The 11,229-nt window shown below is 31.0% G+C and carries 12 protein-coding genes; 9 read left to right on the plus strand and 3 right to left on the minus strand.

The annotated features are described in order from the left end of the window. Genes ACNDLV_RS07215 through ACNDLV_RS07225 form a run of 3 tightly spaced genes read left to right on the plus strand, consistent with a single transcriptional unit; the run spans position 1 to position 4,603 of the window. The gene (locus ACNDLV_RS07215) at positions 1–1,224 is read left to right on the plus strand and encodes a metallophosphoesterase family protein (protein ID WP_006586427.1); all 1,224 of its coding nucleotides are present in this window, start codon (positions 1–3) and stop codon (positions 1,222–1,224) included. Beyond that, entirely contained in the window at positions 1,205–3,619 is a 2,415-nt protein-coding gene (locus tag ACNDLV_RS07220; protein ID WP_034530369.1) for an ATP-binding protein, read from the plus strand. Before ACNDLV_RS07215 ends, ACNDLV_RS07220 begins: the two co-directional genes overlap by 20 nt. Before the next feature lie 9 nt (positions 3,620–3,628). Next, positions 3,629–4,603 carry a 3'-5' exoribonuclease YhaM family protein gene (locus ACNDLV_RS07225; RefSeq protein WP_006587687.1) on the plus strand — a complete coding sequence of 325 codons (975 nt, stop codon included), beginning with the start codon at positions 3,629–3,631 and terminating at the stop codon, positions 4,601–4,603. A 56-nt stretch (positions 4,604–4,659) separates the two neighbouring features. On the opposite strand, the gene ACNDLV_RS07230 is transcribed toward ACNDLV_RS07225, so the two are convergent. The 3 genes from ACNDLV_RS07230 to ACNDLV_RS07240 all read right to left on the minus strand — a co-directional run bounded on the left by ACNDLV_RS07230 (position 4,660) and on the right by ACNDLV_RS07240 (position 6,581). Then, positions 4,660–5,568: a peptidylprolyl isomerase PrsA gene (locus ACNDLV_RS07230; RefSeq protein WP_006587686.1), complete on the minus strand. Its 909-nt coding sequence runs from the start codon at positions 5,566–5,568 to the stop codon at positions 4,660–4,662. Between the two features lie 196 nt (positions 5,569–5,764). Further along, positions 5,765–6,118 carry a YtxH domain-containing protein gene (locus ACNDLV_RS07235; RefSeq protein ID WP_006586431.1) on the minus strand — a complete coding sequence of 118 codons (354 nt, stop codon included), beginning with the start codon at positions 6,116–6,118 and terminating at the stop codon, positions 5,765–5,767. A gap of 31 nt (positions 6,119–6,149) precedes the next feature. Further along, positions 6,150–6,581, minus strand: a complete 432-nt coding sequence (locus tag ACNDLV_RS07240) for an HIT family protein (protein ID WP_006586432.1) — start codon at positions 6,579–6,581, stop codon at positions 6,150–6,152. 84 nt (positions 6,582–6,665) lie between these two features. Here ACNDLV_RS07240 and ACNDLV_RS07245 point away from each other — a divergent pair, with 84 nt between their 5' ends. The 6 genes from ACNDLV_RS07245 (at position 6,666) to ACNDLV_RS07270 (ending at position 11,013) form a co-directional block, all read left to right on the plus strand. After that, positions 6,666–7,409: an ABC transporter ATP-binding protein gene (locus tag ACNDLV_RS07245; RefSeq protein WP_006586433.1), complete on the plus strand. Its 744-nt coding sequence runs from the start codon at positions 6,666–6,668 to the stop codon at positions 7,407–7,409. Then, complete coding sequence (locus ACNDLV_RS07250) at positions 7,402–8,586, plus strand: ABC transporter permease (protein WP_006586434.1); 1,185 nt, start codon at positions 7,402–7,404, stop codon at positions 8,584–8,586. The genes ACNDLV_RS07245 and ACNDLV_RS07250 overlap by 8 nt, the downstream gene beginning before the upstream one ends. 8 nt (positions 8,587–8,594) lie before the next feature. Next, entirely contained in the window at positions 8,595–9,248 is a 654-nt protein-coding gene (gene trmB, locus ACNDLV_RS07255) for a tRNA (guanosine(46)-N7)-methyltransferase TrmB (RefSeq protein ID WP_006586435.1), read from the plus strand. 61 nt (positions 9,249–9,309) lie between these two features. Beyond that, a complete protein-coding gene (locus ACNDLV_RS07260) occupies positions 9,310–9,630 on the plus strand; it encodes a thioredoxin family protein (protein ID WP_006586436.1) in 321 nt (106 codons plus the stop codon). Between the two features lie 18 nt (positions 9,631–9,648). Continuing rightward, positions 9,649–10,296: a YtpR family tRNA-binding protein gene (gene ytpR / locus ACNDLV_RS07265; protein WP_006586437.1), complete on the plus strand. Its 648-nt coding sequence runs from the start codon at positions 9,649–9,651 to the stop codon at positions 10,294–10,296. 189 nt (positions 10,297–10,485) lie between these two features. Beyond that, positions 10,486–11,013, plus strand: coding sequence for a hypothetical protein (locus tag ACNDLV_RS07270; RefSeq protein WP_006586438.1), 528 nt, complete (start codon positions 10,486–10,488; stop codon positions 11,011–11,013). The last annotated feature ends 216 nt before the right edge of the window (positions 11,014–11,229 follow it).

The raw sequence follows: 11,229 nt of genomic DNA on the forward strand, positions 1-11,229 counted from the left end.
ATGAAATTTATTCACTTAGCAGATGCGCATTTAGATAGTCCATTTCGTGGACTATCTTTTTTGCCTTATAAGACTTATGAAGAAATAAAAAGTGCGGCTGAAAAATCTTTTCAGCGTATTTGTGATTTGGCATTAGCCCAAGAAGTTGATTTGGTATTGATAGCTGGGGATACTTTCGATTCAAACAAGCCCAGTCCGAAAAGTCAGTTATTTTTTGCTGAACAAGTAAAGAGATTGACAGATGCCGAAATTGAAGTGGTTATGATTTTTGGAAATCACGACTATATGGACTTAAATAGTTTATTTGTTAATGCCAGTCCATACTTTCACTTGTTAGGAAATGGACAAAAAGTTGAAAAAATATCTCTAAAAACTAAACAAGGTTTTGAATACAATGTAGTAGGATTTTCCTATCAAAATAACCATATTACTGAAAATATGGTAAGTAAATTCCCTGTTAAAGATAGCAACTATACTATTGGATTAATGCATGCAGGTGTTAAAACTACTGAAGCGTATCAAAATGTTTATGCGCCTTTTGAAGTAGCAGAGCTGAGAAACTTAGATTATGATTATTTTGCTTTGGGGCATATTCATGCTAGACAGGTTTTGTCTCAGAAACCATTAATTATTTATCCTGGTAATATTCAAGGACGCCACATTAATGAGTTGAGTGAAAAGGGTTGTTATTTAGCGATAGTTGATGAAGAAAGAAAAGAAACTAAAATATCTTTTGAAAAAACAGCTCCAATTTTGTGGAAAAAATTGGAGCTTACATTAACAGAGCAACTTTCAAAAGCAGAATTGCAAAACTGGCTTATTAGTGAACTAAATAAAGCAAATAAAGAATTAACATTTTTTTATGTTGTGATAAATAAAGCCCAATTTTTAAGTGAAGCTCAAATTGAGTTGATTACAGATAGTGATTTTTGGAATAATTTAAGTCAAAATCTAGCATTTTCTAGCCAAGTAATTGATTTAAGATTAAAAAGTAATTTACAAATAAAATTAGGGGCTAAAGAGCAAAAAGCATTTTCTGAAGCAAAGTTAGAAAGTACAAATAAAGAAGCTTTTTTGAAATTAGCCCAAGACCTAATTAAAAAGGATCAGTATTTAGCTAAATTATGTCAAAGAGAAGATTTTCAACAAGAAACTGTTGAAAGAGCATTAGTGATTTTGGCTCAAAGTATGAAGGGAATTGATGATGAAACTAACGAAAATTAAAATTATACATTTTGGTAAGTTATCTAATCTTACTTTTTCCCTCCCGAGTAAAGAAATCAATGTTTTTTTTGGTCAAAATGAGGCTGGAAAAAGTACGACTGTTGCGTTTATTAAACAAATTCTATTTGGCTTTTATTTGAGAAGTAGTAAGAGCCCCTTCTTTGAAGAATATGAACCATTAGCTGCAGTTAGCCCAATGGGAGGTAGCTTGTTTTTTGAATTAGATGGTAGTGAATTTGAGTTAGAGCGACTATGGGCTAAGGGAGATAAAAGTAAAAAAGGAACTTTAACAGTCAAAAAAGATGGGCATATTGTGCCTGAAAGTCTTTTTTTTGATCAAATTCAAAATATTGATGGTAGCTTTTATGCTGACAGCTTTATCTTTAATCAAGATACGCTAGCTCAAATAATGAAATTGACAGAAAATGATTTAGTTGAACAAATCTATTATTTAGGTGCGGCAAAATCAACAGAATTTTTAAATTTGAGAGATAAATTTGATAAGGAAGCAGGAACTCTGTTTAAGAAATTAGGAAAAAAACCAGAAGTTAATCAGTTACTTGCTAAAAGAATTGATGAATTAGATGATTTAAGTCAGAAACAAGCAGAATTTGCTAATTATAAAGTTTTAGAAAATGATTTAAATAAGCAACGCTCAGAATATATTAAAAGTCAAAATGAGTATAAAACCAACAATGAAAAACTTATCGCAGCTAAAGAATTAGAACAGAAATTAGTTTCATATAAAAAATATCAAGTATTGAAAAACAGTCTTACAGAAGTTAAATTTTCTGAAGCTGATTTTAATTCGTGTCAAAACTTAGTAGTTGAGAAAAAGAATTTACTAGCAAACTTAGAAGAAGATAATTCACAATTAAAGAATTTACAAGCTGATGACTTTGATCAAGAACAAGCGGAAAAATTGTTATTAGAACGCAATTCGTTTGTGGATTGGCAAAATCAACTTGAATATAAAAAATATGAGCTTGATAAACGAAAGAAACAACGTGAACAACTTATATCTCTGTATCCATTTTTAAGAAATTTGGAAGAAGTTGATATTAATCAATTACAAATTTCAGCTAAAAAAATAAGCTCCCCAACTAATACAACTAAGTCTAAAATTATGCCATGGATAGTTGGCTTAGCAGTTGTAGGAACTATTTCTTTAATAATAAATCCAATTTTAGCTTTATTTTTGTTTATACTTACGGGCTATTTAGGATTTAAAGAATCTAAGAGAAAGGCAGTTGCTAAACAAAGAGAAGCAAGATTAGCTAGTTTTGTTAAAGAATATGGTTTTAATCCTAATAATCAAGAGCTTAATTTAGTAATTGAAAAGCTAAATAAACTAAAAGAGATTGAACTTGATATTAGTAATTTCACAATTGATGTCGAAAAATTACAATCTAAGCTCCAAAATTATATTGTAAACTTAGGTAAATATTTAAAGCGCCCACTTGCTTTGGAAGAAGTAAATGAAGCCTTAAATAGCCTGGAACTTACTGTAAGACAGCGAAGTATACTTGCAGCCAATAAGGCAAGTTTGGTTACAAATATCGAAACTTTAAAAAAGAAAATTGAAACGATTTCTAAGCAGATTAATGACCTACTATTAAAAGCGGAAGTGAAATCTTGGGATGAATATTTAAAATTGCGTGAAGCTTATTTTGCTAATAAGGAGCAAGAAAATCGTCTCAATGCATTATCGGAAAACTTTAAAGATAGTCATGAAAAATTACATGAAATTATGCTTGATGAAGAAAAGTGGCAACAAAAAAAAGATGCTTTAAAGAAACAAAATCATCAGTTAGAACTTTATTTAGCTAAGTTAAATCAAAATGCTGCTGAAATTAAAGTAAAGATGGAAAACTTTGCAAATTCTGATGAGATTGAGCGGCAAAAGCAGGAACTTGAAACAACCAATACGCAATTGAATACTGCGACTAGTAAATATTTAGCATATATTTTAGCTAGTCGGATAATTACTAGGGCTCTTGATATTGCTTCTGGTGAAAGACTTCCCAAAATGTTAGTTGCAAGTCAAGAGTATTTCACTTTGTTAACTAATGGTAATTATCAGGCAATTAATTTTGGAAAGACAATTAAAGTTACTAATCGCACTGGAAAAAAGATAGAAATCAAATATTTATCTAGGGCAACAAAAGAACAATTATATTTTGCTTTAAAATTGGCTTTTGCTAAACAAATTCAAGATGATATTAATTTACCTATTTTGATTGATGATTCTTTTGTTAACTTTGATCATGGTCGTACAGAAAATATTATTAAGTTACTTGAACAATTAGCACAAGAAAGTCAAATTATTATTTTTACTGCAAGAAAATCTTTAGCCAATGCTTTGACTAAACATGTTTTAACTTTTGAAGGGTAGGGGTGAATAATGTTAAAAAATTTAATGGATTACAATTTAGGTGAAGAATTTGACCAAGTTTTGCTGATTAAGCATGCTCAACTTTTTCATACTAAAAAAGGAACAACATATTTGATGTTGGAATTAGCAGATAAATCCGGAAGCATGCGTGCCAATTTGGGGGATGCTGATGAAGAGGATTTGGCAAAATATCCAACAGGGGATTTGGTAGCTGTTAATGGAGTTATTGATGAGTATCAAAATCGTCCCCAAATCAAAATCTTTTCAATTAGACCAATAAATAATGATAATGGGTATGATCTATCAAGTTTTGTAAAAAAAGCTCCAGAAGCTTCAGCAAGTATGAAAGAAGAGATTAACGATTATGTGTTCAAAATCTTAAATCCAACTTGGAATCGGATAGTTCGTTATCTTTTGGAAAAATGGAGTAATAAGTTTTATGCCTTTCCTGCAGCGAAATCTAACCATCATGCTACTCAAGCGGGTTTAGCGTATCATACTCTTTCAATGTTAAGGGATGCAGAGGCCATTAGTAAAAACTATCCTCAAGTTAATCAATCGCTCCTTTTTGCAGGATGTATCTTACATGATTTAGGAAAAGTTATTGAATTTACTGGACCAGTAGCCACTAGGTATACTACTGCAGGAAATTTATTAGGACATTTGGTAATTGGTGATGAAGAAATTGTTTTGGCAGCTAATGAACTAAAAATAGATAAAGAAAGCGAAGATGTAGTTCTTCTACGGCATATGGTTATTTCACATCATGGCTTACCTGAATATGGAGCAGCCAAACGTCCTGCTTTGCTTGAAGCAGAATTACTACATCGAATCGATGATTTAGATGCAAGCATTTATGAAATAACTAAAGCATTACAAGAAACTAAGCCAGGTGAATTTACTAATCCAATTTTTGCACAAAGTGGACGTAAGTTTTATCGACCAAAAAATAGTGATTTAGATAAAATTGATAAATTAAATTAGAGTAAATAAAAAGCCACTTCATTTGAAGTGGCTTTTATTATCTTGATATATATTAACTAGTTTGAGCTAGTAGTTGAACTAGTTGTAGTTGACATGTATGATGAAAGAACATTGCTTAGGTCTTTGTCTTTGATTGAAATGTCAGATTTCTTTAAAACAGTTCTGATAACACTTTGCATAGTAGCAGTGTCTTGTTCCATTGATTGGTAAATTTGTTCATCAATTTCTTTCTTGTGGTCGCTAAACTTGCCTTTTGAAGGGTGTTTAATCATTTTAATGATTTCGTAACCAGATTGTGTTTTAACTGGGGTAGTAGTATATTCACCAGTTTTAAGCTTGAAAGCAGCAGTCTTGAAGTCTGAATCTAAAGTAGTATCAGTTGAATCAAAGGCTGCAAGTTTACCGCCCTTATCTTTAGTAGCTGAATCAGTTGAATACTTCTTTGCTAAAGTTGCAAAACTAGTACCACTCTTTAATTGCTTAATAATATCTTCAGCAGTTGACTTCTTTGATACTAAGATATGTTGAACTGTAACTTTTGGTTGGTAACTCTTCCAAGCTTTTTGTTCTTGTTTTGAGGTAATCTTCTTAATATCCTTTAAAGCAGCTACAGTTAACAAGTTAGTTTCAATATTTTTCTTAAAACTAGAAGTTGTGTAACCATTTTGCTCTAATGCAGATTCAAATGAAGAACCATATTGTTTCTTATAAGCGTTGTATTCTTTGTCAACTTGCTTTTGAGAAACTTTTTTACCATATTGTTGCTTTAAAGCACGGTAGATAATCATGTTAGCAAGGGTACTCTTACCTGCTTGTGATGACTTTAGTTCTTTATAGTATTCATCTTGGGTAATTTTTCCACCCTTGTAGCTAACTAAAGTTGCACTACTTGAACAAGCAGTAGCAGACAAAGCGATACCTGCAACAGCAACAATAGCTGCAGCTTTTTTCCAATATTTATTCATAGAAATAAATCTCCACATCCTTATAAACATTACTGCCTTATAATATAGCATACTTTAGTGAATCTTGTTTCAAAATTATTCAAATTCACAAAAAAGTCATAGTTTCTTAAACACTACTTTAGTTAAATTTTATGCCTGTAACTATTATTTTGCTTAGAATAAAACCAGCTACTATAAAAGTAACTGGCTTAACGTCTTAGTTTCTTTCTTTTAAATCGGCATTTAAAGAAATTAATTTCTCATTCAAATTAGAGATTTTATCTTTCAATTCATCAGTTTTTTTGTTCACAATATTTTGAAACTTTTCTGTTCTATTTTGTAATGATGAAAGAGTTTCAGTAGCAATTGGAGTTTGTTGGCTGAAGTTATTTAAATTGTCTTGAAAGGTAGTTAAGTTATTTGAAAAAGTAGTGCTATCGTTTACAGTACCATCAACATAATCTTTAACATCATCTTTTAAGCATCTTTTCTCATCATCTGTTGGCAAAAATGCTGCGACTAATCCAACACCTGCGCCTAAAATAAAACCTAAACCAAATGATTTAAACATATAAAATTCCTTCTTTCTTTAATTATAATTGTTAAAATTCTTTTCGAATTTCATTAGCGATTTCTTCATATTTTTCAGGAGTATATTGATCAGCATTATTTCTAGTAGCCATTTTAAAGCCATCCCCTTCAAATCGAGGGATGAAGTGAATATGCGAGTGCATTACTACTTGGTCTGCACTAGCTCCATTATTCGCTGCAATATTCATTCCGCTAATCTTAGGATCGATTTTTTTAATGGCATTCGCAATCATTGGGATATATTGCAAATATTTAGCCGCATCTTCTTGACTGTAGTCAAATAAATTAACAATATGTTTTTTGGGTACCATGAGAGTATGCCCGGGATTTACCTGAGAAATATCAAGAAATGCATAAACGTCATCATTTTCGAAAACCTTGTAACTTGGAATTTCTCCTTTTATAATTTTACAGAATAAACAATTGTCATCTAAATGGCTCATTGTTGCACTCGCTCCTTTAATCTTTAGTTTCTTTCATTGTTCATGTTATCATAATTACGATTGTAGTTAATAAGGAAAAAGATTATGACATTAAAAATTAAAAATTTAAGTGGAGGCTACCATGGCGTAGCCGTAATTAAAAATTTGAATTTAGAAATAAAGCCTGGCGAAGCCGTAGGTTTAATTGGCTTAAATGGTGCAGGAAAATCTACCACTATTAAGCATATTTTAGGGTTGTTGAGGCCTCAAAAAGGCTTAATTAGCTTAAACGGACTTGAATTAACAAAAAATCCCGATAAGTTTAAACAGCAATTAGCATATATTCCAGAAGTTCCGGTTTTATATCCTGAGCTCACATTAAAAGAACATATTGATTTAACTATTTTGGCTTATGAGCTTAATCCAGAAAAAGCTTGGAAAAAAGCAAATGAGCTTTTGAAGATTTTCCGACTTGATAATAAATTGGATTGGTTGCCAATTCATTTCTCTAAAGGGATGAAGCAAAAAGTTATGTTGATTACCGCCTTTATGACTGATGCAGAGCTTTTAGTGATTGATGAACCTTTTACAGGGTTAGATCCATTATCTGCGCTTAGTTTGACTAAGTTAATAAATAAAGCAATTCAAGATGGAAGAATGGTTTTGATGACTAGCCACGTTCTTAGTGAAGTACAAACTACAATTTCAAAATTTGCAGTTTTGAATAATGGGTGTGTTGAAGCTAGTGGTTCATTAGATGAAATTAAGCATCATTATGGTTTATCAAGTTCTGATTCTTTTGATAAGATTTACGAAATTCTTTCAAGAGAGCAGGTGCAAAATGGTTGAATTAGCTAAAAAACGTCTAGAAGAAAATATTAAAAAAAATTTGCGCTATTTGCGTTTAGTATTTAATGATTTTTTTGTTTTAGCTTTAATTTTCTTATTTGGTGGCTTTATGTATTGGTATGCACAAAACTTACCAAAAATTCCCGCTAATTTATGGTTTTATAAGCCTTTGCTTGCAATTGTTTTTACTATTAGTTTAGTTCCGGGGGAGTTAGTCACGCTTTTAAGAAAAGCTGATTTACAATTTTTATTTGTAAAAGATTCAGAAATGGCTGCATACTTAAAGAAATTGAAAGGTTATAGTTTAGTTTTGCCATTTATTATTCTGACATTAGTAATCGGAATTGCTTTTCCTTTTGCTGGGATAAAGTTGGGAATTCAATTGGGAGGATATTCGATTATTGCCATACTGCTTTATCTATTAAAAGCAGTATATTTGCAACTTGAATACTTATCTTTATCTTTTCAATATCATTACTCTAAAGTTTTATTTTATTTGATTGCTTTTTTAGGTATTTATGCTAGTTTATTCGATTTTTCCGCTTCAGCTGCATTGTTAATTGCTCTTATTGGATTTGCTATTTATATTTTCAAACAAAAACTTGATAGTTTTGACTGGTCAAAAGCATATGAAAAAGAACGTATAAGGCAAAACAGAGTTTTTATTTTCTATAGTATGTTTACAGATGTTGCTGAAAAAGCAGTTGTAATTAAGCGAAGAAAATATCTAGACTTTTTGCTTAATTTTCAAAAAACAAAGAGTGCTAATCAGTTTTTATTGCAAAGAAATCTCCTTCGAAATCCTGACTATATTTCATTACTTGTCAGAATGACAGCATTTGCTGTCTTGTTGTCTTTAGTGATAACAGATACTAATATGTTACTAATACTCTCAGCTTTAGTAACCTTTTTAACAGCATATCAATTATTACCAATAAAAAATTTGTATCAGCGACATATTATGTATCATGTTATGCCAATAAAAAAAGATAATACTAGAGAAGTGAAATCAGTAATTACATGGGCTTTGCTTCTTCAAGTTATAGTGATAGCAATAGTTTGGATAATAATTTTTAAAATTAAAGTTATAGCATTGCTAAATGCAGCTATTTTGTTGCTTTTTATGTTGATGATTACCAATTTATATTTACCGATTAAATTAAAAAAGAAAAGGTAGGAGTAACTATGAGATTAAGAAACAAACCATGGGCTGTTAAGTTAGTTGATGAACACCCAGAAAGTGTATTACAAGACCCTAATCCAGAAATTAGGATTGAGTGGGAAAAGCGTTTTGAAGATTTTTCTCGCCCTTTAGAAGTAGAAATTGGTTCAGGGAAAGGCCAATTTATAACAACTTTAGCTCAAAAACATCCTGATAGAAATTACGTTGCGATTGAGTTGCAAACTACTGCTGCAGGAATTATTTTGCGTACAAAATTAGAAAAGAAGTTAGACAATTTGCAAATCTTGCGTGGGGATGCTATTAGTATCGCTAGCTTTTTTGCTGAAAATAGTGTGGATGTCTTGTATCTAAACTTTAGTGACCCTTGGCCAAAAACACGTCATGAAAAGAGAAGATTAACTTACAAAGATTTTTTGAAAAACTATGAAACCATTTTAAAGCCAACTGGTCATCTTGAATTTAAAACTGACAATAGTGGCTTGTTTAGTTATAGTTTAATGAGTTTAAATAACTATGGCATGACGTTTGATTTTGTTAGTGTCGATTTACATCATGAAAGTGAAGAAATTGTAGCTAAGAATGTTGAAACGGAATATGAGCATAAATTCGCTTCAAAGGGAAATCCAATCTATGCCCTACATGCTCATTTTAATTAATTTACTTTTTTAAGATTTTGATTTATTATACTTATAAAAAGTAAGCATAAGGAGGCAAGTTATGGAAAAAATTGATGCATTAACTAAAGAAAAATTAGCTGAACTAACAAGAAATGGACGAACAGTTTTAGAATTTTCCGCTGATTGGTGTCCAGACTGTCGTTTTTTAGATCCGATTATGCCAGAAATTGAAAAAGACTTTGCTGATAGTAAGTTTTTTCAAATAAATAGAGATAATTCGGTTGAAGTGGCGAAAGATTTGTCGATTTTGGGAATTCCTAGCTTTGTTGTCTACCAAGATGGTCAAGAAATTGGTAGACTAGTTAATAAGGACCGCAAAACTAAAGACCAAGTCGAAAGTTTTTTGCGTTCACTTGATTAACAGAAGTGAGGATTATCAATGATTGCAAGTACAAATAAACATGCATATCCAAATACTTTAATTGTTATTTTGGGTCAAGATAAAGGCAGAAGTCACTATGAAGAAAAGGGTCAAGTTACCAGAGTTTTAGATGAAGATAACAAAGTTATCGGATTTAACTTTTTTAATGTTGATCAATATCTTAACTATGATGCTTTAAATAATGGCGAAGTTGAATTAACAGCTGAAGATCTTGCTAAATTAAACCAAGTTCTTACAGATAATGGATTTTCTGATCAATTAAAGCCATCAAAGCCCACTTTGGTATATGGCTACGTAAAAACATGTGAAGCCCATCCTGATTCTGATCATTTGCATGTAACAACAGTTGATGTTGGATTAGATGATGATGTAAAGATTGTTTGTGGTGCACCTAATATTGAGGCAGGCCAAAAAGTTGTTGTTGCATTGCCTGGTACTTTAATGCCCAATGGTGCACAAATTTGGCCTGGTGAATTACGTGGCGTTCCATCATATGGAATGATTTGCTCAGCACGTGAGTTAGGCTTGGCTCATGCTCCTCAAAAACGTGGCATCATGGTTGTACCAGATAATTTTGAAGTTGGTCAAAAATTTGAACCAACAAAATGTGATGAATTGCTAGCTAGTGGTGCTATTACATTATAAGAATAGAAAAATGCGAATAAACTGTTATTATATACAGTTTTTTCGCATTTTTTTGCTTTTTTGAATAAAAAAGCTTGACAAATTATATAAATCTGATAAATTACATTCTTATTAATTTTAAATTTTGTTTTTTAAAATTTAAAAATAAAGAGTTTATCATCGTATAATTTTTAGATATATGGAGGCTGGATGAATCTAAAACAGCTAGAAGAAGTTTTGTACAAGTATCTCAGTACAGAAAGAGTAAAGAATTTTCAAGTTAAAACCTTGTGTGAGGTGGCAAGAGTTTCACGGGGGAGCTTTTATTATCATTTTAAGGGAATTGAAGATTTTTCCGAGAGTATTTTTATAAAAGATTTGAACAGAATATTACTTTCAAATCAGTATGATAATTTTTCTAGTAGAATGTTACAGTTACTAAAAGTTTTGAAGGATAACCAAATTTTTTATACTAATTTAGTTTATCTTGGTGCTGATAAAGCTTTTGGTAAAAATGTGGAAGTAGCACTGTTTGAAATTTTAAGATATTATGCGCGTGGACGGGGATGCTATTCTGAGCCAACCCTTGTTCGAATATCTAAAGCAATGTATCACACGATATATTATTGGATAATGCATAACTGCGAAGATCAGATTCATCAAATTCATACATGTCTTTTTCTGCAATTTCAAGAATTGGATCGCCAAAAGGAATTACACGATACAATTGGAATGTAAAAAAGGGTTGTTAATAAAAGGACACAATAATGTGTCCTTTTTCTTTTAAAAAAACTATTGCCAAAAAGAAAAAAATAGTGTAAATTAATTAAGTCATCGCGATTATTGTGATTGGATATAGTTTTTTTTGAAAAAAGCAAAAAATGCTTGCCAAAATCAAAATAATCCTGTATCTTAGATAAAGTCGTATTGAGGAAAAGCCTCGATGACAAAATT

It is taken from the genome of Lactobacillus fornicalis (assembly GCF_055362665.1).

Coding starts and splice junctions, on each gene's coding strand:
- ACNDLV_RS07260 (WP_006586436.1), top strand. CDS start 9,310: ATGGAAAAAATTGATGCATTAACTAAAGAAAAATTAGCTGAACTAACA.
- ytpR (WP_006586437.1), top strand. CDS start 9,649: ATGATTGCAAGTACAAATAAACATGCATATCCAAATACTTTAATTGTT.
- ACNDLV_RS07245 (WP_006586433.1), top strand. CDS start 6,666: ATGACATTAAAAATTAAAAATTTAAGTGGAGGCTACCATGGCGTAGCC.
- ACNDLV_RS07225 (WP_006587687.1), top strand. CDS start 3,629: ATGTTAAAAAATTTAATGGATTACAATTTAGGTGAAGAATTTGACCAA.
- trmB (WP_006586435.1), top strand. CDS start 8,595: ATGAGATTAAGAAACAAACCATGGGCTGTTAAGTTAGTTGATGAACAC.
- ACNDLV_RS07240 (WP_006586432.1), bottom strand. CDS start 6,581: ATGAGCCATTTAGATGACAATTGTTTATTCTGTAAAATTATAAAAGGA.
- ACNDLV_RS07235 (WP_006586431.1), bottom strand. CDS start 6,118: ATGTTTAAATCATTTGGTTTAGGTTTTATTTTAGGCGCAGGTGTTGGA.
- ACNDLV_RS07215 (WP_006586427.1), top strand. CDS start 1: ATGAAATTTATTCACTTAGCAGATGCGCATTTAGATAGTCCATTTCGT.
- ACNDLV_RS07220 (WP_034530369.1), top strand. CDS start 1,205: ATGAAACTAACGAAAATTAAAATTATACATTTTGGTAAGTTATCTAAT.
- ACNDLV_RS07270 (WP_006586438.1), top strand. CDS start 10,486: ATGAATCTAAAACAGCTAGAAGAAGTTTTGTACAAGTATCTCAGTACA.
- ACNDLV_RS07230 (WP_006587686.1), bottom strand. CDS start 5,568: ATGAATAAATATTGGAAAAAAGCTGCAGCTATTGTTGCTGTTGCAGGT.
- ACNDLV_RS07250 (WP_006586434.1), top strand. CDS start 7,402: ATGGTTGAATTAGCTAAAAAACGTCTAGAAGAAAATATTAAAAAAAAT.